Below are 26,174 nucleotides of genomic sequence, written 5' to 3'. Positions count from 1 at the left end.
CGGTCACACTCCTTCGTCCAGCGGCGTCATGGCCATGACGAACGAAGCCGCACCGGTGTGACAGAGCTTCCAGCCGTCGACACGAAAATCATTGCAAGGAGCAACGAAATGCAATCCCGTATGACCAACATCGTCGCCGTCCTCCCCGATGCCATGACCGCCATGCAGGCGCTGCAGGGTGCCGCGCAGAAATCCGGCCTGCCGGAAAAGACCGCCCATCTCGTCCACCTGCGGGCCAGCCAGATCAACGGCTGCGGCTTCTGCGTCGATCTGCATCCGCGTATGATGAAGAAGGCCGGCGAGACGGACCGGCGCATCTTCTCCGTCGCCGCCTGGCGCGAGGCGCCGTTCTATACGGATGCGGAGCGCGCCGCGCTGGCGCTGACCGAGGCGCTGACGCGCATTGCCGACCGCGAGGAGCCGGTGCCGGACGCGATCTGGAACGAGGCCGCCCGCCACTTTGACGAGAAGGCGCTGGCCGCCCTCGTCGTGGAGATCGCCGCGATCAATGTGTGGAACCGCTTCAATGTCGCGACGCGGCAGGTCGCGGGCGAATGGAACCCGTAAGAACGTCCTTCGCCACCCCGTTTCAGTGAAAAGTCACGGCTTGAACTGCGGTTTGGGCCGTGCGACCTCTGCCTCAACCTCTTTTTGCATCGCAAGGCCGCATTCCATGTCCGATAGCGTCGTCACCCCGAAGGAAGCCGCGCCACGGCTTTCCAGCCTCTTCCGCCGCGCCAGCCTGTTCGGGACATTGATGCTCGGCGGCGGCATCATGCTGCATGCGGTGGAGACCTATATCACCGCGACGCTGATGCCTTCCATCGTGCGCGACATCGGCGGCCTTTCGCTCTTCGCCTGGGCGACGACGATCTATGTCGCGGCCTCGGTGCTCGGCTCCACCTTCGTCGCCGTCCGGCCGGAAAGCGTGACGCTGAACCGCTGCTATGTCGCCGGAGCGGTGCTGTTCGGCATCGGCAGCCTCGTCTGCGCCATCGCGCCGACCATGGAGACGGTGCTCGTCGGCCGCGCCGTCCAGGGGCTCGGCGCGGGCTTCCTCGTCGCGCTCGGCTATGCCTTCATCCGCTTCGTCTATCCCGAGCCGCTGTGGAGCAGCGCCTCGACGCTCTATGCCGCCGTCTGGGGCATCGCGACCTTCCTCGGCCCCACCATCGGCGGCATCTTTGCCGCCGGCAGCGCCTGGCGCGAGGCCTTCGCGCTGCTCGTGCCGCTGTCGATCGTGATGGCGCTCGCCGCGCCGAAGCTGCTGCCGTCCGGCGAAGGCGAGCGGGTGACGACAAGGACGCCTTTCGCACAGATCCTCCTGCTGGTGGCGGCCGTGCTCGTGCTTTCGCTCGCAAGCTCGGTGACGAGCGAAGCGCTGCGCGCCCTCCTCGCCATCGCCGCGGTTGCCGGCGTCGTCGCCACCGTCGCCATCGAGCGTCGGGCGGAGGCGCGTCTGCTGCCCGCCGGCACGATCCACCTCGCCTCGCCGCTCGCCCGCGTCTACCTCATCATGCTGATGCTGCTGGTGACGATCTGCTCGGATGTCTACATCCCCTATTTCCTGCAGGTGCTGCACGGCGTCACACCCATCGTCTCGGGCTATCTCGTGGCGCTGCTGGCGCTCGGCTGGACGACGGCGGCCTTCACCACGGCGCGGCTCAAGGGCCGGAGCGCCAACCGGGTCATCGTCGCGGGCGCGGCGGTGGAGGCGTTGGCGACGGCCATGCTGATCTTCGCGCTCGCCCGGCACAATCCCGAAAGCGAGTTCTTGGTGCTGGCGACCGCCACCCTCTTCATCTTCCTCATGGGCTTCGGCATCGGCATGGGCTGGGCGCATCTCGTGACCCACGTCCTGCATCTTGCGCCGGCCGGCGAGACGGACAAGGCCTCGGCGGCGATCACCACCATGCAGGCGCTGGGCGCCGCCTTCGGCGCGGCCCTTGCCGGCATCATCGTCAATTCGACCGGGCTGCTTCATCCGGGCGGCGTTGCGGGCGCGCTGACGGCGGCGCACTGGCTCTACGGACTGCTGGCGCTGCCCGCGGCCATCGCGATCCTCTTCGCCCTCCGCCTGCCGAATGAGGACGGCTGACCCGGCTCAGCCGAATGTCAGCACGATCTTGCCGATATGGTCGCCCTCTTCCATCATGCGATGGGCGGCGGCGGCCTCGCCATAAGGCATGACGGCATGGATGACCGGGGCGACGCGCCCCTCCTCCAGCAACGGCCAGACCTTTTCTAAAAGTTCGTCGCGGATCGCCTGCTTTTCCGCCGCCGTGCGCGGGCGCATGGCCGAACCCATCACCCGCAGGCGCTTGAGCATGATGGGGGCGAGGTTCACCCGCTCCGCCACCGCCCCGCCGAGGAAGGCGATGATCGACAGGCGCCCGTCGCGGGCGAGCGACTTCAGGTTCCGCTCGAAATAGGCCGCGCCGATCATATCGAGGATGACATCGACACCGGCCTTGCCCGTCTCCTCAGCGATGACGGCGGCGAAGTCCTCGCTGCGGTAGTTGATGGCGCGGCTCGCGCCGAGGCCGAGGCAGGCCTCGCACTTCTCCTGCGAGCCCGCCGTCGCGATGACGCGCGCGCCGAGGGCGGCGGCAAGCTGGATCGCCGTCGTGCCGATGCCGCTGGAGCCGCCATGGATCAGCACGCTTTCGCCGGCCTTCAGGTCCGCCATCATGAAGAGATTGGCCCAGACGGTGAAGAAGGTTTCGGGCAGCGCCGCCGCCTTCACCGCGTCGTAGCCCTTTGGGAAGGGCAGCGCCTGCGAGGCCGGCACCGCGCAATATTGCGCATAGCCGCCGCCATTGGCGAGCGCGCAGACCCTGTCGCCGACCGCATGGCCGGTGACGCCCTCGCCGAGCGCGACCACCTCGCCTGCGATCTCGAGGCCGAGAATGGGGCTGGCATCGGGCGGCGGCGGATATTCGCCCTTGCGCTGGAGGACGTCCGGCCGGTTGATGCCCGCCGCCTCGACACGCACGAGGATTTCACCGGCGCGCGGCTCAGGGGTCCTGCCCTCCGTCACCGCCAGATTGTCCGGGCCGCCATGCTCGCTGAGCCCGACATAGGACATGGTCGATGGAACTGACATGGCTTTCCTTCCTGCGCTTCATGGAGAACTTCAATTCGACGGTTCTAGCCCAAAGCGCGTGTCTTTTGAATCGGTTCCGGAGGAAAGTTGAATCGTCACTCCAGCGTGGAGGAGAGGATGAGGCCGGCATCGCTGCCCTTGGCGGCGGCCTTGAGCGCGGCGATGCGGCTGCTGATCTGCGCCGCCTCGCCGATCATGTCGCCGAGCGGCACGACGAGCACCACGGCCGAGCAGCGCATCAGCGGGAAGCTGGTGGCATTGCCCGCCCTGTCGTGGCCGCGGATTTCCCCGGCGAGCCGATCCTCCGGCGAATAGAGCGAGCGCACCTCGCGGGCGAAATCGGCAAGCAGCCGCTCCAGCGTCTCCCGCACGGCCTCGACCGGCCGGCCGCAGATGCCGGCGAAGAAATCGTCGCCGCCGACATGGCCGACGAAGACATCCTCGCCGACGAATTCGCGGCGCAGCAGCGAGGCGAAGAGCGAGATCGCAAGGTCGCCCTTGTGGAAGCCGTAGTGATCGTTGAACGGCTTGAAATTGTCGAAGTCGAAATAGCACAGGCACCGGAGCTGATCGCCGTCGAGTGCCTTGTCCTGCAGGTAGTCGCGGATCGAGCGGTTGCCGGGAAGGCCGGTCAGCGGGTTCTGGTCCTCCGCCGTCTTCAGCCGCTTCTCGTTGATGATCTTCAGGAGCGAGGAGGCCGAGAGGATGCCGGCATAGCGCATGTTCTCCGTCAGGATCACGCATTCGTTGCCGCCCATGCCGGTGAAGACGTCGAGAAGCTGCTCGGCGGGCGTATCGAGATCGGCAATGGGCGCGGCGGTGACGAAATGCGACAGGCTCTTCTGATAGAGCCTGTTCTTCAGGAGGTCGCGGCCGAAGGGGTGATAGCTCAGTTCCTTGACGTGATATTCGTGCAGGATGCCGCGCGGCTCGTCATTGGCGTTCAGCACCGGGAAGAAGGTGCGCTTGGGATCGCGGCGGAAGAATTCGAAGACCGATTCCAGGCTCTCGTTCTCGCGCAGCACGGCGACGTGCTCGATCTCGCGGCGGATGAGGATGCTGTCCAGCGTGCGCGAATTGCGGCGCGTGCCGCCGGCACGGGCGACCTGCGCATAGACGGGGCTCAGCGCCGAGAAATCCGTGACGGGACGGGAGACGAACCAGCCTTGGACGAGATCGCAGCCCGCCTCGCGGCAGGCGACGAATTCCGCCTCGGTCTCGACGCCCTCCGCGATGACGCGGATGCCGAGCACATGGGCGGCATTGACGGTGTTGCGCACCAGATGGCGCTTGCGCGCATCCGCCTCCATGCCGGAGACGAAGTGGCGGTCGATCTTGAGATAGTCGACCGGGTGATCGCAGAGCAGCTTCAGGCCGTTATGGCCGACGCCGAAATCGTCGATGGCGAGCTTGAAGCCGGCAAGGCGCAGCTTGCGTACGAGGACGGCGAAATCGGGCAGCGTATCGTTGTCGAAACGCTCGGAAATCTCGAAGCAGATCGAGGAGGCCGGAATGCCGGCGCGGCCAAGATGGCCGGCGAGCCGCTCCACGAGGTCCGCGCCTTCCGGCACGAGACGGGAATCGAGATTGACGAAGAGCGTGCGCGAGCGGAAATCCGGCAGGGCCGCGAAGGCCGCGATGGCGCGGCTGTTGACCATGTGCTCCAGCGCCAGGAGCTGGCCGGCCTCGTGCGCCCGGTCGATCAGGTCGAGCGGCGAGCGGAAGCCGAGGCGGTCGAAGCCGCGCATCAGCGACTCGTAGCCGAAGACCGCGCCGGTCGCCACCTCCACGATGGGCTGGAAGGCGGTCTCGATCACCAGCTTGGCAAGCGTGACGATCTCGCCATCGCCGAAGCGTCGAAGGGCTAGCAATTCGGCGGCGGACATGCGCAGCTCCAGGGGGCGTGAACGATGCGCTGAAGTCTCCGCCGCGATCCCTGAAGAAACCGTTTCCTTAGTATGACAATTTAATGAAAGCGCAGCAACTACAAGGAGTTGAAAAAGAATCTGCTCATATTGGAAGCGCCAGCAGCAAGGCGCCGCCGCCGATCATCACCACGGCGATCCAATGGGCGGTCGAAAGCTGCTCGCCGAGGAAGAGGACGGCGAAGACGGCGACGAGCACGACGCTCAGCTTGTCGACCGGCGCGACCTGCGCGGCCTTGCCGATCTGCAGCGCCCGGAAATAGCAGAGCCAGGAGGCGCCGGTCGCCAGCCCCGAGAGAACGAGGAAGATCCAGCTCTTCATCGGCACCTCGCCTGGCGCCTGCCAGTTGCCGGCAAGCGTCAGCATGAGCGCGATGGCAAGGAGGATGACCACGGTGCGGATGAAGGTCGCGAAGTCGGAATTGACCTCGGTGATGCCGATCTTGGCGAAGATGGCGGTGAGCGCGGCGAAGACGGCGGAGCCGAGCGCCCAGACCTGCCAGGATGTCAGAAGACCCTTCACACTGCACCTCCTGCGAGCATTGTGCGCGCCAGCGCAAGTCCGGCCGCGACGGCGATGAGCGAAAAAAGAACGGAAGCCCCGACATAAAGCGCCGCCAGCCCCGCCTCGCCGCGCTCCCAGAGCAGCGCCGCATCGAGCGAGAAGGCGGAAAAGGTGGTGAAGCCGCCGAGGACACCCGTCGTCAGGAACAGTCGCGCTTCCTGCGGCAGGTGGCCGCGAAAGGCGAAGAAACCGGCGATCAGCCCCATCAGCAGGCAGCCCAGCACGTTGATGACGAGGGTGCCAGCGGGAAAGGCCGTGCCGACCAGCCGCGCCGCAAGCACGTTCACCCCGTGCCGGCCGGCCCCGCCGATGCCAGCGCCGAGAAAGACGATCAGATAGTTCATGTCCGTTGCCTCAAAGGTCTGCGTTCGGTTTGCGGACAACAAAAAACCGCCCTCGGGCGGTCGCCAGAAACGCTCCCGCCGTCGACGGCCATCGCTGGCCGGTCTGGCAGGAGCTATCAGCCGGTGAACGGCAGTTGTCGGGGAGCTCCATCCCCATCCCACACCGGATTTCTAGGCGCTGGCGGGGCGGCTGTCAAACGCCCCGCCTGTCCCTGGGCCGGAACGGCTATTTGCGCAGCGCAAGGCCGAAGGCGATGAGCGCCCAGCCCTGCATGGCAAGGTCGAAGGCGAGGAAGAGGCCGAGGAGCCAAAGGCTGTTGACCGGCCAGCCGAGGATGAAGACCACGCCGGCGAGCGCGGTGACGACACCGCCCGCCATCAGCCAGCCCCAGCCGCTTTCCGGCCGCACGCGCCAGGCCGCGAAGATGCGGAAAATACCGGCGACGAGCAGCGCGGCCGCCATCAAGAGAGTCAGCACGGCCGAGGTGAGCACCGGATTGACGAAGGCGAGCACGCCGGCGGCGAGATAGAGCAGCGCGCTCAGCGCCCAGGAGATCGTCTCCCGCCAGGCCTTCACCTGGAAGGCATGGGCGAGATGCACGGCGCCGCCGACGATCATCAGCATGCCGACATAATAGACGGAAGCAACCGTCGCCATGAAGAGATTGGCGGCGGCGATGCCGCCGAAGACGAGCAGGATGACGCCGAGGGCGACGAACCAGCCCCATTTCGCACGCACTTCGGAGAGAGGGTTCATTCCGGGGGAGAGGACCATGGTGCACCTCGAAAAATGAATGAAAACAAAGTCAGCCTAGCACAGAACGAATGGGCTTTGCGACAGGCGATTGCGATGCTTTCGCGGCATCAGATTTTTATTGATTGATCACTCAATTAAAAATATCCTTGATATAAATCAGGGGAACGACATGCCGAAGGTTGGAATGGAACCGGTGCGCCGCAAGGCGCTGGTGGACGCGACGCTGCGGGCGGTCGGCGACCACGGCTCGCTGACCGTGACCATGTCGGAGATCGCCCGCCATGCCGGCGTTTCCCCTGCCCTTGCGCATCACTATTTCGGCTCCAAGGAGCAGCTCGTCATCGAGACGATCCGCAGCCTCCTGCGCACCTTGCGCGCGGATGCGGTGGCGGCGCTGAAGGATGCGGCGACGCCGCGCGAAAGGCTTTCTGCGGTCATCCGCGTCAATTTCCAGGCGCACCAGTTCGCGCCGGAAACGGTGGCCGCGTGGCTGGCCTTCTATTCGGAGGCGCAGCGCTCGGAGGCGGTGCGGCGGCTGCTCGTCGTCTATGCGCGGCGGCTGAACTCCAACCTGCTCGCCAGCCTGAAGCAGCTTTGCCCGGCCGGGCGCGCCAGCGAGATCGCCGACGGCGCGGCGGCGATGATCGATGGGCTCTATCTGCGGCAGGGCCTGAAATCGGCGCCGGTCAGCATCGAGTCCTCCATCGCGCTGACGGAAGGCTACCTCAATGCCCAGCTTGCCGCTGTCGCAGGCGCCGCTTCCGCCGCCGCGGCCCGGCGACCGCCCGTCATACAGCCGCGATAGAAATTCCGGATACCCGTTTCATTCCTTTCAAGGACCAGCCCGTGACCGCCAGCAAGCCGAACATCCTGATCATCATGGTCGACCAGCTCAACGGGACCTTCTTCCCCGACGGGCCGGCGGACTGGCTGCATGCGCCGCACATGAAGGCGCTCGCGGCGCGCTCGGCGCGGTTCCGCAACAACTACACGTCCTCTCCGCTCTGCGCGCCCGCCCGCGCCTCCTTCATGGCCGGGCAGTTGCCGAGCCGCACGCAGGTCTACGACAATGCGGCCGAATACATCTCCTCCATCCCCACCTTCGCGCATCACCTGCGCCGCGCCGGCTATTACACGGCGCTGTCGGGGAAAATGCACTTCGTCGGGCCGGACCAGCTGCACGGCTTCGAGGAACGGCTGACGACGGACATCTACCCGGCCGATTTCGGCTGGACGCCGGATTACCGCAAGCCCGGCGAGCGCATCGACTGGTGGTATCACAACATGGGCTCGGTGACAGGCGCGGGCGTCGCCGAGATCACCAACCAGATGGAATATGACGACGAGGTCGCCTTCCTCGCGAACCAGAAGCTCTACCAGCTCTCCCGCGAGAACGACGACGCGTATCGCCGCCCATGGTGCCTCACCGTCTCCTTCACCCACCCGCACGACCCCTACGTGGCGCGGCGGAAGTTCTGGGACCTCTACGAGGATTGCGCGCACCTGACGCCGGAGGTCGGCATGCTGGAGGAGCAGGATCCGCATTCCGCCCGCATCCTGCATTCCTGCGACTACGCCAAGTTCGCCATCACCGGCGAGCATGTGCGCCGCTCGCGGCAGGCCTATTTCGCCAATATCTCCTATCTCGACGAGAAGATCGGCGAGCTCGTCGACACGCTGGCGCGCATGCGCATGCTGGACGAGACGCTGATATTCTTCTGCTCGGACCATGGCGACATGCTCGGCGAGCGCGGCCTGTGGTTCAAGATGAACTTCTTCGAAGGCGCGGCCCGCGTGCCGCTGATGATCGCCGGCCCCGGCGTGACGCCGGGCCTGCATCTCGCTCCCACCTCCAATCTCGACGTGACGCCGACGCTCTGCGACCTCGCGGGCATCTCCATGGACGAGGTGATGCCGTGGACGGACGGGGAAAGCCTCGTGCCCGTCATCGACGGCGCGGAGCGCACGACACCCGTGCTGATGGAATATGCGGCGGAAGCCTCCTATGCCCCGCTCGTCGGCATCCGCGAGGGCAAGTGGAAATATATCCACTGCGAGCTCGACCCGGAACAGCTCTACGACCTCGAAGCCGATCCGAAGGAACTGACCAATCTCGCGGTCTCCGACAATCCTGTGATCCGCGCGACGCTGGAGGCCTTCCGCCAGATGCGCGAGGCGCGCTGGGACATGGCCGCCTTCGACGCCGCCGTGCGCGAGAGCCAGGCGCGGCGTTGGGTGGTCTACGAGGCACTGCGCAACGGCGCCTATTACCCCTGGGATCACCAGCCGCTGCAGAAGGCATCCGAACGCTACATGCGCAACCACATGAACCTCGACAATCTCGAGGAATCCAAACGCTATCCTCGGGGAGAATGACATGAGAGCCCAACCGAAAGCCTCGCACTTTATCGACGGCGACTATGTGGAGGACGTCGCCGGCACGCCCTTCGAGAGCCTCTATCCCGCCACCGGCGAGGTGATCGCGAAGCTGCATGCAGCAACACCCGCCATCGTGGAACAGGCCGTCGCCTCGGCGAAACGCGCGCAGAAGGAATGGGCGGCGATGAGCCCGACGGCGCGCGGCCGCATCCTCAAGCGCGCCGCCGAGATCATGCGCGAAAGGAACCGGGAGCTTTCCGAGCTGGAGACGCTCGATACCGGCAAGCCGATCCAGGAGACCATCGTCGCCGACCCGACCTCGGGCGCCGACGCCTTCGAATTCTTCGGCGGCATCGCAGCAGTCGGCCTCAACGGGGATTACATACCGCTCGGGGGAGACTTCGCCTTCACCAAGCGCGTGCCGCTCGGCGTGTGCGTCGGCATCGGCGCGTGGAACTATCCCCAGCAGATCGCCTGCTGGAAGGGCGCGCCGGCGCTGGTCTGCGGCAATGCCATGGTCTTCAAGCCCTCGGAGAACACGCCGCTCGGGGCGCTGAAGATCGCGGAGATCCTGATCGAAGCGGGGCTGCCGAAGGGTCTCTACAACGTCATCCAGGGCGACCGGACGACCGGGCCGCTGCTCGTCAATCACCCCGACGTCGCCAAGGTCTCGCTGACCGGCTCGGTGCCGACCGGCAAAAAGGTCGCGGGCGCGGCCGCCGCCGACCTCAAGCATGTGACGATGGAGCTCGGCGGCAAGTCGCCGCTCATCGTCTTCGACGACGCCGACCTCGAAAGCGCCATCGGCGGGGCGATGCTCGGCAACTTCTATTCCACCGGGCAGGTCTGCTCCAACGGCACGCGCGTCTTCGTGCAGAAGGGCATCAAGGAGAAGTTCCTCTCGCGCCTCAAGGAGCGGACGGAAAAAATCCTGATCGGAGATCCGATGGACGAGGCGACGCAGCTCGGGCCGATGGTCTCGAAGGCACAGCGCGACAAGGTTCTCGACTATATCGAGGATGGCAAGGCCGAGGGCGCGACGCTCATCACCGGCGGCGGCATCCCGAACGACGTGTCGGGCGACGGCTACTACATCCAGCCGACCGTCTTTGCCGACGTCACCGACGGCATGACCATCGCGCGGGAAGAGATCTTCGGGCCGGTCATGTGCGTGCTCGACTTCGACCATGAAGACGAGGTGATCGAACGCGGCAACGCCACGGAGTTCGGCCTCTCCGGCGGCGTCTTCACATCGGACATCACCCGCGCGCACCGCGTCGTCGACCAGCTCGAAGCCGGCACGCTCTGGATCAACACCTACAACCTCTGCCCCGTGGAAATCCCCTTCGGCGGCTCCAAGCAATCCGGCTTCGGGCGGGAAAACTCGCTTGCCGCGCTGGAGCACTATTCCGAGCTGAAGACGGTCTATGTGTCCATGGGCAAGGTCGAGGCGCCGTATTGATTTGATGGTGAATGCCCCTCATCCGCCTGCCGGCACCTTCTCCCCGTAAACGGGGAGAAGGAAGTCGCTGCCCCGGTTTCCTCCATATCGGGGGTGGTCATGGCCGGATTGAGCGCGTGCCACATCCCCTTCGCCCCGCTTGCGGGGAGAAGGTGCCGGCAGGCGGATGAGGGGCCAAGCGTCACACGAAAGAGAACACCGCCATGCAGAACGCAGACTACATCATCATCGGCTCCGGTTCGGCCGGCTCGGCGCTCGCCTACCGGCTCTCAGAGGACGGCAGGCATACGGTCATGGTGCTGGAATATGGCGGCTCGGATATCGGGCCGTTCATCCAGATGCCGGCGGCACTGGCCTGGCCGATGAGCATGAAGCGCTATAACTGGGGCTATCTCTCCGAGCCGGAGCCGAACCTCAACAACCGCCGCATCACCGCGCCGCGCGGGAAGGTGCTCGGCGGCTCGTCCTCCATCAACGGGCTCGTCTATGTGCGCGGCCATGCGGAGGACTTCAACCGCTGGGAGGCGCTCGGCGCGCAGGGCTGGGCCTATGCGGACGTGCTGCCCTATTACAAGCGCATGGAAACCTCGCTCGGCGGCGAGGCGGGCTGGCGCGGCACGGACGGGCCGTTGCATGTGCGGCGCGGGCCGGTGACGAACCCGCTCTTCCACGCCTTCATCCAGGCCGGCCAGCAGGCCGGCTTCGAGACGACGGAAGATTACAACGGCTCCAAGCAGGAGGGCTTCGGCCTGATGGAGCAGACGATCTACAACGGCCGTCGCTGGTCGGCGGCGAACGCCTATCTGCGTCCGGCAATGAAGCGGCAGAACGTTTCCCTCGTGCGCTGCTTCGCGCGGAAGATCGTCATCGAGAACGGCCGCGCCATCGGCGTCGAGATCGAGTGGGGTGGGAAGATCGAGATGGTGAAGGCGAACCGCGAGGTGATCGTCTCGGCCTCCTCCTTCAACTCGCCGAGGCTGCTGATGCTGTCGGGCATCGGCCCGGCGCAGCATCTCAAGGACATGGGCATCGAGGTGAAGGTGGACCGGCCGGGCGTCGGCGCGAACCTGCAAGACCACATGGAGTTCTATTTCCAGCAGGTCTCCACCAAGCCGGTCTCGCTCTATTCCTGGCTGCCGTGGTTCTGGCAGGGCGTGGCGGGCGCGCAGTGGCTGCTTTCTAAGGGTGGGCTCGGGGCCTCCAACCAGTTCGAGGCCTGCGCGTTCCTCCGCTCGGCGGCGGGGCTGAAGCAGCCGGATATCCAGTATCACTTCCTGCCCGTTGCCATCTCCTATGACGGCAAGGCGGCAGCCAGGAGCCATGGCTTCCAGGTGCATGTCGGCTACAACCTGTCGAAATCGCGCGGCAGCGTGACGCTCCGCTCGGCCGATCCGATGGCCGATCCGGTGATCCGCTTCAACTACATGAGCCACGAGGAAGACTGGGTGAAGTTCCGCCATTGCGTGCGCCTCACCCGCGAGATCTTCAGCCAGAAGGCCTTCGACGAGTTCCGCGGCCCGGAAATCCAGCCCGGCGAGAAAGTGCAGACGGACGAAGAGATCGACGCCTTCCTGCGCGAGCATCTGGAAAGCGCCTACCATCCCTGCGGCACCTGCCGCATGGGGTCGGCGGACGACCCGATGGCGGTGGTCGACCCGCAGACCCGCGTGATCGGCGTCGATGGGCTGCGTGTGGCGGACAGTTCCATCTTCCCGCATGTCACCTACGGCAACCTCAACGCGCCGTCGATCATGACGGGGGAGAAGGCGGCCGACCACATCCTCGGAAAACAGCCGTTGGCCCGCTCCAATCAGGAGCCGTGGGTCAATCCGCGGGCGGCGGTGAGCGACCGGTAGGCGGTGGTGGTTCTGTTGAATGGAGCCCCTCATCCGGCCTGCCGGCCACCTTCTCCCCGCAAGCGGGGAGAAGGAGATATGCCGCGCCCGCTTCCCACATCTCTAAGGTTGCGTGGGGCAAGTCCCCTCTCCCCGCTTGCGGGGAGAGGGTTAGGGTGAGGGGCAGCTCCACATGCGCTCGTTCTTGCCTCATAAGGACGCGCCCTATTTTCTACTAAATTCATAGAATAATATCAAAGCCTTCCCCGGCGGCAGGATTTCTGCCCCGAGCCGCAGATGGAGAGATATTTGCTCCTCGGCCTGAGGCTTTGGAAATCCGTTTTGCTGTCTGCTCTCCGCCAACCCTGCGATAATCCGGCAAATTCTCGCAAAGGCTTGGAAACGGAATGACTGCTCTTACCGGAAACGGGATCGCGGAAGCCCTGAACGACAAACTGGCTGGTCTCGACCTTGCCGGGCGCCTCGCGCTCGTCGCCGAGCTCGGCGGGCGCGCCGTCTTCACCACCAGCCTCGGCATCGAGGACCAGGTCATCACCGCCGCCATCGGCACGGAGCGCCTTGCCATCGACGTCGTGACGCTGGAGACGGGCCGTCTCTTCAAGGAGACCGTGGACCTCATCGAAGAGACCGAGGGCCAGTACGGCATCACCATCGCCCGCTACGTGCCCGCGCAGGACGACATCGACGCCTATGCGGCGCAATACGGCCTCAACGGCTTCTACGAGAGCGTCGAGGCGCGGCATGCCTGTTGCGGCGTGCGCAAGCTGAAGCCTCTTCAGCGCGCGCTCGACGGAGCCTCCTTCTGGATCACGGGCCTGCGCCGCGGCCAGTCCGGCAATCGGGCGGACACGCCCTTCGCCGAGTACGATGTCGAGCGCAACCTCATCAAGATCAACCCGCTCGCCGACTGGGACATCGACCGCATCAAGGCCTACGTCGCCGACAATGCCGTGCCGGTGAACCCGATGCATTCCCGCGGCTATCCCTCCATCGGCTGCGAGCCCTGTACGCGCGCCATCAAGCCCGGCGAGCCGGAGCGTGCCGGCCGCTGGTGGTGGGAGAACGACGAGAAGCGCGAATGCGGCCTGCACGTCCACGAAGCCACCGCCTCCCCCATCCCGGCCCCCAGCGCGGCCTGACCCGAACAGCCCTCCCAGGGCATCCCATCCGGAGTGAAGAGTTTAATGTCCGATATCCGTAACGAGGCGGAAGCTAAGCCGAACGCCACGCCCAAGCCCCCGCTCGATCCGCACCTGAAGGCGCTGGAAAACGAGGCCATCCATATCTTCCGCGAAGTCGCCGCCGAATTCGAGCGCCCCGTCATGCTCTATTCGATCGGCAAGGATTCCTCCGTCCTCCTGCATCTCGCCCGCAAGGCCTTTTATCCCGGCCGCGTCCCCTTCCCGCTGCTGCATGTCAACACGGGCTGGAAGTTCGCCGAGATGATCGAATTCCGCGACAATATCGTCAAGGAATACGACCTCGACCTCATCGAGCACGTCAACCCGCGCGGCGCGGCGGAGAACGTCACGCCCTTCAGCCATGGCTCGGCGCTCTACACCGATATCATGAAGACGGAATCGCTGCGCCAGGCGCTCGACGCCGGCAAGTACGACGCGGCCTTCGGCGGCGCGCGGCGCGACGAGGAGGCTTCGCGCGCCAAGGAGCGCATCTATTCCTTCCGCACGCCGGACCACCGCTGGGACCCGCGCAACCAGCGCCCGGAACTGTGGAACGTCTATAACGGCATGATCCGCCAGGGCGAGAGCGTGCGCGCCTTCCCGCTCTCCAACTGGACCGAGGTCGACATCTGGCGCTACATCCAGGCCGAGGACATCCCCATCGTGCCGCTCTATTTCGCGAAGAAGCGCCCCTATGTGGAGCGCGACGGCATGATGATCATGGCCGAGGATCCGCGTCTCGAACTGCTTCCCGGCGAAGTGAAACAGGAAGGCGTCATCCGCTTCCGCACGCTCGGCTGCTTCCCGCTGACCGGCGCCATCCGCTCCAATGCCGAAACGCTGGACGACATCATCGCCGAGCTGGAGACCGCCACCGTCTCCGAACGCCAGGGCCGCGCGATCGACCGCGACCAGTCCGGCTCCATGGAAAAGAAGAAACGCGAAGGGTATTTCTGAGATGACCGTTTCCGCCACCGCAACCGCCGAAATCCTCCCCCTTGAGGAACCGGCCCGCGCGATCCGCGATTCCCGCCCGCTTCGCCTCATCACCTGCGGCTCGGTCGACGACGGCAAGTCGACGCTGATCGGCCGCCTGCTCTGGGACACCAAGGCCGTCAAGGAAGACCAGGCCGCCACGCTCCACCGCGACAGCGGCAAGCAGAACGATCTCGGCCTGCCCGACTTCGCGCTGCTGCTCGACGGCCTGCAGGCCGAGCGCGAGCAGGGCATCACCATCGACGTCGCCTATCGCTACTTCTCGACGGACCGCCGCTCCTTCATCGTCGCCGACACGCCCGGCCACGAGCAGTACACCCGCAACATGGCGACCGGCGCCTCCACGGCTGACCTTGCCGTGCTTCTGGTCGACGCCCGCGCCGGCATCCTCGAGCAGACGCGCCGCCACGCCACCATCGCCTCGCTGATGGGCATCCGCCAGTTCGTTCTCGCGGTCAACAAGATCGACCTGACGAACTACGACCGCGCCCGCTTCATAGAGATCGTGCACGATTTCAAGGAATTCGCCCTGACGCTCGGCGTCAAGCAGATCACCGCCATCCCGATCTCCGCACTGAAGGGCGAGAACGTCGTCTATGACGGCCGCGCCGCCATGCCCTGGTACGACGGCCCGACGCTGGTCGAGACGCTGGAAAAGGCCACGACCCGCTCCAACCAGACGGTCGGCTTCCGCCTGCCCGTGCAGCGCGTCTCCCGCCCCGGCGAAAGTTTTCGCGGGTATCAAGGTACGGTCGCCGGCGGTTCGGTGAAGCCGGGCGATTCGGTCGTCGTGCTGCCCTCGGGCATGGTCGCCAACGTCACCAAGATCGTCACCTTCGACCTCGTGCGCAACGCCGCCGTGGCGGGTGACGCCATCACCCTCGTGCTCGACCGTCAGGTGGACGTCGCGCGCGGCGACATGATCGTCGCCATCGACAGCCAGCCGATGACCGGCCGCAGCTTCGACGCGCAGCTCGTCGCCCTCCAGCCGGAAGGCATCGAGCCGGGAAAACGCTACTGGCTGAAGAGCGGCTCGCGCCGCCAGCGCGTCACCGTCGAGCCGGTGAGCCAGCTCGACCTCAAGACCTCCAAGTGGGGCGCGGCGGAAAAGCTCGGCATGAACGCCATCGGCAAGGTGCATCTCACCTTCGACGAACAGGCGATCTTCGACACCTATGAGCAGAACCGCACGACCGGCGCCTTCATCCTGATCGACCCCGACACGAACAACACGGTGGCCGGCGGCATGATCACAGGCCGCCGCTCCGAGCTCGGCGGCATCCATAAAGAAGACCAGCGCGTGCTGCTCTCACTGCCCGCCGACCTTGCGGAAAAGATCATGGCGAGCGAACTCTTCGCCAGCCGCCGCCACGACGTCGACGTGCGCCACACGAGCGCGGGCCGCGCCGCGGAAGTGCTTGCCGATCTGGACGAATAGTCTTTCCTGAAACACATTGGAAAGCGGCGCCCTTGCGGCGCCGCTTCTCGTTTGAACTGCCGCGGGAAACAGAAAGGCACCCTTTGCCGGAAGCAAAGAGTGCCCATGACAGGATATGTCACATCGTCTGCAACTGCTCAGAAGAAGAAATACCAGAGCAGGAGAACGATGAAGAGCGGAACGCCCATCAACCAGAGAATCAATGCCCGAGCCATCGGTATTTTCCTTTTCGTTATTGCGTTGAGACAATAACGTCACACCCGCCCTATTGTTCCATCAGCACATCCCGATGGAAAAACGGACGCGTCTCTCATCTCTGCTTGCCATCCTCTTCCTTCGACCTTTCCGCGCCGAGGCGCGTCTCGAACTTTCCGAGGATGAACAACACGATGAAGCAGGCAAGCGTCGCGAAGAAGCCGACGAACCAGTAGCCGAGGCCGACGGAAAGCCCGACGGCGCCGGCAAGCCACATGCCCGCGCCGGTCGTCAGTCCCCTCACCTCGCCACGCGAGAACACGATCATGCCGGCGGCAAGGAAGGCGACGCCTGCAGTGACGGCCTCGACGACCCGGAGCGGATCGATACGAACCTGCTCATCGGAAAAGCTGGCCATATGCACGCTTTCGAGCGCGAGAAGAGCAAAGACGCAGGCCGCGAGCGCAACGAGGATATGGGTACGAAGGCCCGCCGCATGATCACGATATTCCCGCTCTGCACCGATGACCGCACCGAAAAGAATCGCCCCCACCATGCGGGCAAGGATGACCGGATAGGGCACCTGCGTGTTCGGAAAAAGGTCTGCAACGATCTGTTCCATGGCCCGGCAAACGCCGGATCCAGCCTCCGGTTCCCGGCATTTCGAGCCTTTCAAAAAGTTTTCCCCGGCGTTCCGGCACTTTCCCCAACATCGCGAATTTTTTTGATATTTTGCGCTTGTCGAAACCGAAAGCCTGTTCTATAGGAGGCGCCACTGGTCACGGAGTGTAGCGCAGTCTGGTAGCGCACCACGTTCGGGACGTGGGGGTCGAGTGTTCGAATCACTCCACTCCGACCAGTTAAAATCCTTTCAAAACAAGGATTTACGGCCATCCAGAGGGCTGACAAAATTTCCCGATACGAAAACTGATAGAAACTCTGACGGAACCCCCTCGTCGGTCCGTGATGACCGAATCGAAAAGACCCTCCAAAGAGGACCTCTTCCCGTTCAGTCGACCTGCCACGTAGGCAGCAGCACTACCATTGCTCGGAGCTAGGCAATAAGGTCTCCAAAATACCTGATCGCCGAACAGACGGCGACCGCGGGCGTCGAATCCGCCGAGGCCTCGCTGGAAAGCCAGAAGATCCAGCTCGCCCAGACGACCATCGTCGCCGTCGACGACGGGCTCGTCACCTCCCGCTCGGCCCAGCTCGGCGCGGTCGTCTCCTCCGGCACGGAGCTGTTCCGGCTGGTGCGCCAGCAGCGCGTCGAATGGCAGGCGGAAATCTCGGCCCGCTACCTTCCCCGCGTCAAGGAAGGCCTGACGGCCACGATCTCCGGTCCCGGAGACCGGCGGATCGAGGGGAGCGTCCGGCTCGTCGGGCCGACGGTCAGTACCGATACCGGCCGCGCGCTCGCCTATGTGGCGCTGCCGGCGGAGGGACACCCGCCCGTCGGGCTCTACGTCACCGGCCAGATCGAGCTGGAGACGACGCCGGCGCTGACCGTGCCCGAGACGGCACTCGTGCTGCGCGACGGCATCGCCTACGTCTTCACCGTGGACAAGGACAGGCGCGCGACGCGCCTCCGCGTGGAAACCGGCCGCCGCAACGGCGGCGAGGTGGAAGTCCTCTCCGGCCTCGACCGCACGGCCGACGTCGTGACGACCGGCGGCGCATTCCTTTCGGACAAGGCCCTCGTCCGCGTCGAGGACACGACGGCAGAAGGAGCCGCCCGATGAACTTCTCCGCCTGGTCGATCCGCAATCCGGTCCCCGCCATTCTCCTCTTCATCCTGCTGACCGTCGGCGGGCTGCTGGCCTTCGACAAGCTGCCGGTGCAGAATTTCCCCGATATGGATCTGCCGACCATCAAGGTCAGCGCATCGCTGGAGGGCGCCGCCCCCGCGCAGCTCGAAACGGAAGTCGCCCGCAAGATCGAGGACAAGCTCGCCTCACTTAGCCTCCTCGACCATATCACGACGACGATCACCGACGGCTCGGTCGCCATCAACGTCTCCTTCCAGCTCGAAAAGGACAGCGAGGAGGCACTGAACGAGGTGCGCAACGCCGTCGACAGCGCGAGCGGCGACCTGCCTTCCCAGATGCAGACACCGGGCGTGACGAAGGTAACGGTGCAGGGCTCGCCCCTCCTCACCTATGCGGTGCGCTCCTCCCGTCTCGACGAGACGGAGCTTTCCTGGTTCGTCGATAACGACATGACCAAGGCGCTGCTCGCCGTCTCCGGCGTCGGCGAGGTCAGCCGGCTCGGCGGCATCGACCGCGAGGTGCATATCGACCTCAATCCGCAGGTAATGACCTCGCTCGGCATCAGCGCCGCGACGGTCTCCTCGCAGCTCAAATCCGTCCAGTCGGACGCCTCGGGCGGCCGGGCGGAGATCGGCGGAGCGAAGCAGTCGATCCGCACGCGCGGCGCGGTCTCCTCCATCGAGGACCTGAAGGCGCTCGCCATTCCGCTGCCCAGCGGCGAACTGGTCCGGCTCGACGAGATCGGCACGGTGACGGACAGCTTCTCCGACCGCGCATCCATCGCCTATCTCGACGGCGAGCCGGTCATCGCCGTGCAGGTGAAGCGCTCGAACGGCTTTTCCGATACGGGTGTCGCAACCGCCATCGAGACGGCGATGAAGGATTTTGCCGCCGCCAACCCAGACGTCGAGATCGTCGAGGCCTACAGCACCGTCGGGCCGATCGTCGAGAACTACGACGGCTCGATGCACATGCTCTACGAGGGCGCGATCCTCGCCGTCGTCGTGGTCTGGCTGTTCCTGCGCGACTGGCGGGCAACCCTGCTTTCGGCCGTCGCACTGCCGCTCTCGGTCATCCCGACCTTCCTCGTCATGTACCTTTCCGACTTCAGCCTCAACACGGTGACCCTGCTCGCGCTCTCGCTCGTGGTCGGCATTCTCGTCGACGACGCGATCGTCGAGGTCGAGAACATCGCCCGCCACCTGCAGATGGGCAAGCCGCCGATGGAGGCGGCGCTCGAGGCGGCGGACGAGATCGGTCTTGCCGTCATCGCCACCACCTTCACCCTCGTCGCCGTCTTCCTGCCCACCGCCTTCATGAGCGGCATTCCGGGCCTCATCTTCCGCCAGTTCGGTGTGACGGCGGCCGTCGCGGTGCTCGCCTCGCTGCTCGTCGCGCGCCTTTTGACGCCCATGATGGCGGCCTATGTCATGAAGGCGCATCCCGTCGAGGAGAAGGACGGCCGGATCATGCGCGCCTATATGGCACTCATGAAGACCTGCCTCAGCCACCGCAAGCTGACCATGCTCGGCGTCTGCGTCTTCCTCGGCCTGTCGCTGTCGACGATCCCGCTGCTCTCCTCCGGCTTCCTGCCCGCCTCGGACGATGCGCAGACCAAGGTGACGCTGACGCTCCAGCCGGGCAGCACGATCGAGCAGACGGATGCGCTCACCCGCAAGGCGCAGGAAATCGTCGCCGGGCTGCCAGACGTCACCCGTGTCTTCTCTGCCGTCGGCAGCGCCTCCTCGGGCGGCGGGCCCGATTCCTCCACGACCAGCGACACGGCGAGCACCACGCTCGTCGTCAACCTTACGGAGATCAGCGCGCGGGACCGCAAGCAGGCCGAGATCGAGAACGATATCCGCACGGCGCTCGCCGTCCTGCCCGGCGTCCGTGTCGAGGTGGGCACCGGCGGCAACGGCACGACGCTGGAGATCACGCTCGCCAGCGACGACTCCGATACGCTCGACCAGGCCGCTGGCGCGCTGGAAGAGGAGCTGCGCACCCTTCAGGGCATCGGCGCGGTGACCTCCAGCGCCTCCCTCCAGGCCCCGGAAATCCAGATCGTGCCGGACCTCGACCGCGCCGCCGCCCTCGGCGTCACGACCGAAGCGATTTCCGAGGCGGTCCGGGTGGCGACGAACGGCGACTATTCCGCCTCGCTCGCCAAGCTCAACCTGCCGCAGCGCCAGCTGTCGATCCGCGTGCGCTTCGATCCCAGCAACCGCACGACGCTCGACGACATCGCCAACCTGCGCGTCGCCGGCACGCGCGGTAGCGTCGACCTCGGCTCGGTAGCCGAGATCCGCATCGGCGGCAGCCCTTCGGAGATCAACCGCATCGACCGGTCGCGCAACGTCACACTGTCCGTCGAACTCAACGGCCGCATCCTCGGCGACGTCAACCGCGAGGCGCAGGCGCTGCCGGCCCTCAAGAACCTTCCGGACGGCGTGTCGCTCGTCGAGCAGGGCGAATTACAGCGCAGTTCCGAACTCTTCGAGAGCTTCGGCATCGCCATGGCGATCGGCGTCTTCTGCATCTATGCCGTGCTGGTCCTGCTCTTCCACGACTTCCTCCAGCCGCTGACCATCCTGATGGCCCTTCCGCTGTCGCTCGGCGGCGCGCTCCTGCCGCTCGTCATCACCGGCACAAGCTTCTCCATGCCTGCGGTCATCGGCCTGCTGATGCTGATGGGCGTGGTGACGAAGAACTCGATCCTGCTGGTCGAATACGCGATCATGTCACGCCGCGCCGGCCTCTCGCGCTTCGACGCTCTCGTCGACGCCTGCCACAAGCGCGCCCGCCCCATCGTCATGACGACGATCGCGATGGGCTGCGGCATGCTGCCCGTAGCCTTGAGCCTCAGCGGCGGCGACGGCAGCTTCCGCCAGCCGATGGCCATCGTCGTGATCGGCGGCCTGATGACCTCCACCGTCCTCAGCCTCGTCGTCATCCCCGTCATCTTCACCTTCGTCGACGACTTCCTGCAAGGCCTGAAGCGGCTCTTGCACGGAAAGAGTGAAGACAAGCCACAGATCGCCTAACCGTGAGGACCGATCGAGCTCAGAGGGAACTGCCGCATGACAAGAGCACCGAACTCGATCGATATTCAGGTGGGGGAGAAAATCAGAATCCGCCGCCGGCTGTTGGGCTTTTCCCAGGCGGAGTTGGCATCCACCATCGGCATAACGTTCCAGCAGGTCCAGAAATACGAGAAGGGTACTAACCGGGTCAGCGCCAGCCGGCTTCAGCAAATCGCGGAGCTTCTCAAAGTGCCGCCGTCGTATTTCTTTCCGGCCGACACGACATCCGGTACACTGGGCGAAACGCCCTTCGACGAGCTTGCCCGCTTTGTGATGGCCCGCGAAGGGGTCGAACTCAATATGGCATTCATTCGGATAAATTCGCGAACGTTGCGCGCCAGAATCATACGGCTCGTAACGGCGGTCGCCGAAACAGGCAGCCGCCAGGATGAGGCCGAAGAATGACAAAGCTTCGTAGTTCCATCGAACAGGAATAAAACGACCGCGAAGGGCAAATTAAACTTCCTGCTGCAATATTTACCTTCCTTTGGAAGCAACTTGACATGAGAGTCGCCTCGCGTTTTCGCGCGCTGCCCGCGCCGTGGGAGTGCTTTCGCTTTTCCACTCGAATCGTGAAGGCGCTCCTGCTTATCCGCGGTAGGCAGGACTAGCGCTCCATTACAATTGGCCGCACCGGTTGTGGCCGCCTTCAGGCCGGCATCTACAACCTCTTCGACAAGGAATATTACGACGCTCTGGAGACCAAGGACGTGACCTCCATCACCTCGGCGAACCGGGCCTTCTATTGCGAGCCGGGGCGATACTTCAAACTGTCGATCACCAAGACGTTCTGAAGATATGAAGCAGGAGGCGTAGCAAGCCAGCGGCGTCTTCGCTCCATCGGGAGACGGCCTACACTTCGGATATCTCGATCAAGAGCGGAAGTGTGACGGTCTGGGCGAGGCCGGAGGGTTTGCGGTTAGCGATGTCGATCGTGCCGCCGAAACGCTCGACGATCTCCTTGGCGATGGCCAAACCGAGGCCGGCGCCGGAGCTCGTCTTGCGGCGGGCGGCATCGACACGGAAGAAGGGCTCGTAGACCTGCCCCATGAGGTGATCGGGAATACCGGGGCCTTCATCGAGGATCGCCAGTACCGCATTTCTATCTTCTCGCCGAAGAGTAATCGTCCCTCCCCGGCCGTGTGTCGCTGCATTGATGGCGAGATTGCGCAGGGCGCGCTTCAGGGCCAGCGGCGCGGCGGCGACCGTCAGCGGCGCCAGCGTCGAGAGGGTCACCGCAAGATCGAGCTGGCCGAGTTCATCCGCGATGTCCCTGATCATGTCGTCGAGCCGGACCGGCTCTGCCTCCTCCATGCTGGCTTCCTCCCGCACGAGGCGGATAGCGCTGTCGGCGATGGCATCCAGTTCCTCAAGGTCGGCGAGCCACTTGCCGCGCTCCGCATCGTCGGCGATGAACTCGGCCCTGAGCCGCATGCGCGTCATCGGCGTGCGAAGGTCGTGGCCGGCGGCGGCGACCAGCCGCATGCGGCTTTCCATCGCCGTCTGCAAGCGGGCTGAAAGCCGGTTGAGGGCCTGCGCCGTCGCGCGCACCTCGCCCGGCCCCGTTTCCGGGACATGCGCCAGCACGCCGTCCGCGCCGATGCGCCCGACCGCGCTTTCGAGCAGTTGCAGCGGCCGAATGATCTTCGAGGCGGCGAAGATCGACACGGCCGTGCTGCCGAGGATGATCAGTACGATCCAGCCGGCCAGCACCATCCACCCGCCGGGCGGCGGCCGGTTATCGGGAATTTCTGCAAGGAGCCAGCTCTTGTTGCCGATGTCTACCGAAGCCGTCATGGAAGGGCTGCCATCATTGCGCGCCACGACGACCGTCCTTCCGCCGAGCGCCTTGGACAGGAGATCCGACATGACCGGGTCCTGCACCCCGGAAGCGGGCGTGTCGCGTAGAACAAGGCCCGCCGCGACCGCAGCCGGTCTGTTCCCCTCGGCGAGCGAAACGAGAAGCTGAAGCTGCCGCACGACCGGATGGGTGCGTTCCCCCGCAACGGGCGGCTGCAAGGCCCGGCTCGCCGCAAAGGTTGCAAGTCCCACGACCGTGACGATGGCGAGAATGAGCAGGGCAACGATGCGGGCGCGCAGCGATCTCATCGCATCACCGGCAGAATCCTGACCGGCACGGCGAGCTGGTACCCGCTGTTGCGCACAGTCTTGAAGATCGGGCCCTCGCAACGCTCACCGAGCTTGCGGCGAAGCCGGCTCATGAGGACGTCGATCGAACGGTCCAGCGGATCGCGTTCGCGCGATTGCGTCAGGTCGAGCAACTGATCGCGTGACAGCAACCGGCCCGGCCGCTCGAGGAAGACACCGAGAAGATCGAACTCTGCCCCCGTCAGCTCGACATCCGGCCCGCCGGACACGGCCACGCGGCGAAGAGCGGGATCGACTTCGAAGACGGCGAAGCTGTAGCATTTGGTATCGGGCTGCGCGGACAAGGCCGCCTCGTCGCGCCCCGCCCGGCGCAGCACCGCCCGCATCCGCGCCACAAGCTCGCGCGGATTGAAGGGCTTTCCGAGATAATCGTCCGCGCCCAGTTCTAGGCCGATGATCCGGTCGACATCCTCCTTCAGCGCCGTCAGCAGGATGACCGGGACGGAAGGCCGCTGGTCGCGCAGGCTCCGGCAGATATCGAGGCCGGAACCGTCCGGCAGCATGACATCGAGAACGACGAGAGCGGGATTGCGGTCGGCGATGGCGGCTTCGCATTCCCGGCGGTCGGCCGCCACGGACACGCGAAAACCCTGCTCCTTGAGGTAGCGGGCAAGCAGGGAACGGATTTCCGGATCGTCATCGACAATCAATATGTGCTCGGGATTGTTCATGCCTTTCCACTGCCTTGGCCGCGGAGGGATTCCTAGCCCTCGCGCGGGGAGCGTCGGGGAAATTTGTAACAGAGTTTTGCTTGACCGCGCCCGGAAACATTCGTTTACAAAAATGCCGGCGGCGGAAACCTGCCGGCAACAGAGAGCCCAATCCCCGACATGCAACGCTTCTATTCATGGCCCCAGCAAAGACATGAAAGGAACATCGCATGAAACGCAGACTTGTGACCGTGGCGCTGCTGTCGACCCTTGCCGTGGCATCGATCGCCACGCCGTCCTTTTCGCAGATGCCGGGCCGTGATCTCCCGCCTATCGGCCTGCTGCTGGCCTCGAAGCTCGCCGCCGCGGAGACCTATGTCGGCGTGACGCCCGACCAGCTCTCCGCATGGCATGCCTACACCGCTGCTCTGATCGCTCTGGTCGAGGCCAGCGGTCCCGGCGCTGGCGACCCTGGCTTTGACGGCGCCCGCCCGCAGCCCTTTGGAGAGCCGGAACTGGAGCACAAGCCCGACATGAAGGACGGCAAGCCCATGCCCCTCTTTTCGGAACGCCTCGCCGAGCGCGCGGCCGGCATGACGGACAAGGCAAGGGCCTTGCAGGCGGCAATCGAAACCCTGCGCGGAACGCTGGACCCCGACCAGTTCCGCCGGCTGGCGGAAGCGGAGCGGACCTTTGCACCGGGCGGCCATCCGCCCTTTCCCGGTCCAGAAGAACGGCATGCCCGACCCGACTGATCGCCAGTCTTATTGATGGCTTGTCCCTCTCCACCGTGCTCATGCCCCCACGACACGGTGGAAAAGCCATCGGTGACGGCCGGCCGGACGCCCGTCCGCATTCGCGCGTCCGGCCGGTCGCGACCTTCCAGAATTTGGCCGCCCCCCTTCCGGCAAGGATGAAAACGATGCTCGACCTTCTACTCCTGCTGCGCATGGCAGTTCCGGCGATCACGATCGCAACCGTCGCCCTCGGCCACCGGATAACCCAACATTTCGGAAGCGCACGACATTCTCTCGCCCGCGATCGCTGGGAATGATCGCATGACGCTGAACCGAACAGTCGCCCGCGCGGCCACCATCCTCATTTTGGCGGCCGGCATGGCTCATGCCAGCCTCCCATCGAAGGTGGGAGACGCCGCTAACACCGGCAATGCCCTGCAGCTTGCCCAGAACGACACGGCCGGAACCGGCGGCCGCCAAGCCGGAGACGAGGGCGCGCCTCTCCCGAACGGCGCTGACGCCATCAAGGAAAACTACGGCGACTGGGCCGTTGAATGCAGGAATTCCGGAGCCGTACGCGAGTGCCAGATGGGGCAATATCAGGAAGACAATACGGGTCGAAAAATAATCGCGATCAGCATGTCCGCGCCGGAAAACAGCGTCGCCCGGATTACACTCCTGATGCCCTTCGGGCTGAGCCTTGCCGACGGCATCCGCCTGCAGTTGGATGACGGCTTCTTCATCAAGGAAGGCCGCTTTGCGACCTGCATATCGGACGGGTGCCTTGTTCCGCTGATTCTTTCCACAGCCGAAATCAGCCGGATTGCAAACGTGAGCACGATGACGATCATCGGAAAGGTCTATGGCCAAGGCGCTACGCCGACCTTCAAGATTTCACTGAAAGGCTTCTCGACGGCCCTCGCCCGCTTGACGGAACTTGCGAAAACGTGACGCTCGAACAGCGCAAGAGCGACCGATCGTCAGCAAGGATACCCGATGGACCTCACCACTCGGCGACGCTGCCGTCCTCGTGACGCCAGATCGGGTTGCGCCAGCGGTGGCCTTCCTTGGCCCGCTCGACGACATAGGCCTCGTCCACCTCCACGCCGAGGCCCGGCCCCTGCGGGATCGACACGAAGCCGTCCGCATAGTGGAACACCTCCTTGTTGGAGATGTAGTCGAGGATGTCGTTGCCCTTGTTGTAGTGGATGCCGAGGCTCTGCTCCTGGATGAAGGCATTGTAGGAGACGGCATCCACTTGCAGGCAGGCGGCCAGCGCGATCGGTCCCAGCGGGCAATGCGGCGCCAGCGCCACGTCATAGGCTTCCGCCATCGCCGCGATCTTGCGGCATTCCGTGATGCCGCCGGCATGCGACAGGTCCGGCTGGAGGATGTCGACATAGCCGTCCGAGAGGACCGACTTGAAGTCCCAGCGAGAGAACAGCCGCTCCCCGAGCGCGATGGGCGTCGAGCAATGGTTGGCGATCTCCTTCAGCGCCTCGCGGTTCTCCGACAGCACCGGCTCCTCGATGAACATCAGGTTGTAGGGCTGGAGTTCCTTC

The 26,174-nt window shown here is 65.0% G+C and carries 22 protein-coding genes, 1 tRNA gene, 1 pseudogene and 1 riboswitch; of the genes and pseudogenes, 15 read left to right on the top strand and 9 right to left on the bottom strand.

Annotation, left to right across the window (positions count from 1 at the left end; all coding sequences use genetic code 11):
- Window positions 1-108 precede the first annotated feature (108 nt).
- Together ACZ1A1_RS08595 and ACZ1A1_RS08590 are read left to right on the top strand one after the other, a co-directional pair.
- Window positions 109-567: a carboxymuconolactone decarboxylase family protein gene (locus ACZ1A1_RS08595; RefSeq protein WP_463619565.1), complete on the top strand. Its 459-nt coding sequence runs from the start codon at window positions 109-111 to the stop codon at window positions 565-567.
- A 106-nt stretch (window positions 568-673) separates the two neighbouring features.
- On the top strand, window positions 674-2,098 hold the full coding sequence (locus tag ACZ1A1_RS08590) for an MFS transporter (RefSeq protein WP_463619564.1): 1,425 nt from the start codon (window positions 674-676) through the stop codon (window positions 2,096-2,098).
- Between the two features lie 6 nt (window positions 2,099-2,104).
- On the opposite strand, the gene ACZ1A1_RS08585 is transcribed toward ACZ1A1_RS08590, so the two are convergent.
- The 5 genes from ACZ1A1_RS08585 to ACZ1A1_RS08565 all read right to left on the bottom strand — a co-directional run bounded on the left by ACZ1A1_RS08585 (window position 2,105) and on the right by ACZ1A1_RS08565 (window position 6,715).
- Entirely contained in the window at window positions 2,105-3,106 is a 1,002-nt protein-coding gene (locus ACZ1A1_RS08585; protein WP_463619563.1) for an NAD(P)H-quinone oxidoreductase, read from the bottom strand.
- A 95-nt stretch (window positions 3,107-3,201) separates the two neighbouring features.
- Window positions 3,202-4,992 carry an EAL domain-containing protein gene (locus tag ACZ1A1_RS08580; RefSeq protein WP_463619562.1) on the bottom strand — a complete coding sequence of 597 codons (1,791 nt, stop codon included), beginning with the start codon at window positions 4,990-4,992 and terminating at the stop codon, window positions 3,202-3,204.
- Window positions 4,993-5,116: 124 nt separating this feature from the next.
- A complete protein-coding gene (locus ACZ1A1_RS08575) occupies window positions 5,117-5,554 on the bottom strand; it encodes an EamA family transporter (protein WP_313194158.1) in 438 nt (145 codons plus the stop codon).
- Entirely contained in the window at window positions 5,551-5,940 is a 390-nt protein-coding gene (crcB, locus tag ACZ1A1_RS08570; protein WP_463619561.1) for a fluoride efflux transporter CrcB, read from the bottom strand. The genes ACZ1A1_RS08575 and crcB overlap by 4 nt, the downstream gene beginning before the upstream one ends.
- 100 nt (window positions 5,941-6,040) lie before the next feature.
- Window positions 6,041-6,104: riboswitch (Fluoride riboswitch) on the bottom strand.
- Window positions 6,105-6,166: 62 nt separating this feature from the next.
- Complete coding sequence (locus ACZ1A1_RS08565) at window positions 6,167-6,715, bottom strand: HdeD family acid-resistance protein (RefSeq protein WP_313194156.1); 549 nt, start codon at window positions 6,713-6,715, stop codon at window positions 6,167-6,169.
- Window positions 6,716-6,866: 151 nt separating this feature from the next.
- Here ACZ1A1_RS08565 and betI point away from each other — a divergent pair, with 151 nt between their 5' ends.
- From betI to cysN, 7 genes are all read left to right on the top strand, one after another.
- Entirely contained in the window at window positions 6,867-7,502 is a 636-nt protein-coding gene (betI, locus tag ACZ1A1_RS08560) for a transcriptional regulator BetI (protein WP_463619560.1), read from the top strand.
- 41 nt (window positions 7,503-7,543) lie between these two features.
- Window positions 7,544-9,073 carry a choline-sulfatase gene (gene betC, locus ACZ1A1_RS08555; protein ID WP_463619559.1) on the top strand — a complete coding sequence of 510 codons (1,530 nt, stop codon included), beginning with the start codon at window positions 7,544-7,546 and terminating at the stop codon, window positions 9,071-9,073.
- 1 nt (window position 9,074) lies between these two features.
- On the top strand, window positions 9,075-10,538 hold the full coding sequence (gene betB / locus ACZ1A1_RS08550; protein ID WP_463619558.1) for a betaine-aldehyde dehydrogenase: 1,464 nt from the start codon (window positions 9,075-9,077) through the stop codon (window positions 10,536-10,538).
- Between the two features lie 203 nt (window positions 10,539-10,741).
- Window positions 10,742-12,394, top strand: coding sequence for a choline dehydrogenase (gene betA, locus ACZ1A1_RS08545; protein WP_463619557.1), 1,653 nt, complete (start codon window positions 10,742-10,744; stop codon window positions 12,392-12,394).
- Window positions 12,395-12,780: 386 nt separating this feature from the next.
- Window positions 12,781-13,533 (top strand): phosphoadenylyl-sulfate reductase, encoded by a 753-nt coding sequence (locus tag ACZ1A1_RS08540; RefSeq protein ID WP_463619556.1) that lies wholly within the window; start codon window positions 12,781-12,783, stop codon window positions 13,531-13,533.
- 45 nt (window positions 13,534-13,578) lie between these two features.
- Window positions 13,579-14,532, top strand: coding sequence for a sulfate adenylyltransferase subunit CysD (cysD, locus tag ACZ1A1_RS08535; RefSeq protein ID WP_119255529.1), 954 nt, complete (start codon window positions 13,579-13,581; stop codon window positions 14,530-14,532).
- Between the two features lies 1 nt (window position 14,533).
- The gene (gene cysN, locus ACZ1A1_RS08530) at window positions 14,534-16,009 is read left to right on the top strand and encodes a sulfate adenylyltransferase subunit CysN (protein WP_463619554.1); all 1,476 of its coding nucleotides are present in this window, start codon (window positions 14,534-14,536) and stop codon (window positions 16,007-16,009) included.
- 310 nt (window positions 16,010-16,319) lie between these two features.
- Here the strand turns inward: cysN and ACZ1A1_RS08525 are convergent, their stop codons facing one another.
- Window positions 16,320-16,826: an MgtC/SapB family protein gene (locus tag ACZ1A1_RS08525; protein ID WP_463619553.1), complete on the bottom strand. Its 507-nt coding sequence runs from the start codon at window positions 16,824-16,826 to the stop codon at window positions 16,320-16,322.
- A gap of 160 nt (window positions 16,827-16,986) precedes the next feature.
- On the opposite strand from ACZ1A1_RS08525, the gene ACZ1A1_RS08520 reads away from it, so the two are divergent.
- The 4 genes and pseudogenes from ACZ1A1_RS08520 (at window position 16,987) to ACZ1A1_RS08505 (ending at window position 21,461) form a co-directional block, all read left to right on the top strand.
- Window positions 16,987-17,063, top strand: a tRNA-Pro gene (locus tag ACZ1A1_RS08520).
- Between the two features lie 214 nt (window positions 17,064-17,277).
- Window positions 17,278-17,946: pseudogene (locus tag ACZ1A1_RS08515) on the top strand (efflux RND transporter periplasmic adaptor subunit); the annotation flags it as partial.
- The gene (locus ACZ1A1_RS08510; RefSeq protein WP_463619552.1) at window positions 17,943-21,017 is read left to right on the top strand and encodes an efflux RND transporter permease subunit; all 3,075 of its coding nucleotides are present in this window, start codon (window positions 17,943-17,945) and stop codon (window positions 21,015-21,017) included. The pseudogene ACZ1A1_RS08515 and the gene ACZ1A1_RS08510, both read left to right, overlap by 4 nt.
- Window positions 21,018-21,053: 36 nt before the next feature.
- Complete coding sequence (locus tag ACZ1A1_RS08505) at window positions 21,054-21,461, top strand: helix-turn-helix domain-containing protein (RefSeq protein WP_463619551.1); 408 nt, start codon at window positions 21,054-21,056, stop codon at window positions 21,459-21,461.
- Between the two features lie 447 nt (window positions 21,462-21,908).
- Here ACZ1A1_RS08505 and ACZ1A1_RS08500 read toward each other — a convergent pair whose 3' ends face one another.
- On the bottom strand, window positions 21,909-23,165 hold the full coding sequence (locus tag ACZ1A1_RS08500) for an ATP-binding protein (protein WP_463619550.1): 1,257 nt from the start codon (window positions 23,163-23,165) through the stop codon (window positions 21,909-21,911).
- Window positions 23,162-23,896 (bottom strand): response regulator, encoded by a 735-nt coding sequence (locus tag ACZ1A1_RS08495; protein WP_463619549.1) that lies wholly within the window; start codon window positions 23,894-23,896, stop codon window positions 23,162-23,164. Before ACZ1A1_RS08495 ends, ACZ1A1_RS08500 begins: the two co-directional genes overlap by 4 nt.
- 209 nt (window positions 23,897-24,105) lie before the next feature.
- Here ACZ1A1_RS08495 and ACZ1A1_RS08490 point away from each other — a divergent pair, with 209 nt between their 5' ends.
- Together ACZ1A1_RS08490 and ACZ1A1_RS08485 are read left to right on the top strand one after the other, a co-directional pair.
- Complete coding sequence (locus tag ACZ1A1_RS08490; protein ID WP_463619548.1) at window positions 24,106-24,630, top strand: hypothetical protein; 525 nt, start codon at window positions 24,106-24,108, stop codon at window positions 24,628-24,630.
- A 303-nt stretch (window positions 24,631-24,933) separates the two neighbouring features.
- Window positions 24,934-25,563, top strand: a complete 630-nt coding sequence (locus ACZ1A1_RS08485; protein ID WP_415215535.1) for an invasion associated locus B family protein — start codon at window positions 24,934-24,936, stop codon at window positions 25,561-25,563.
- Between the two features lie 52 nt (window positions 25,564-25,615).
- Here ACZ1A1_RS08485 and dgoD read toward each other — a convergent pair.
- On the bottom strand, window positions 25,616-26,174 hold a 559-nt coding region (gene dgoD / locus ACZ1A1_RS08480; protein WP_463619547.1), incomplete at its 5' end, for a galactonate dehydratase.

Source organism: Shinella sp. R2-11, from assembly GCF_055330205.1.
The sequence above is the reverse complement of the archived record's forward strand: the minus strand, read 5'-3'. Positions and strand labels throughout refer to the sequence as shown.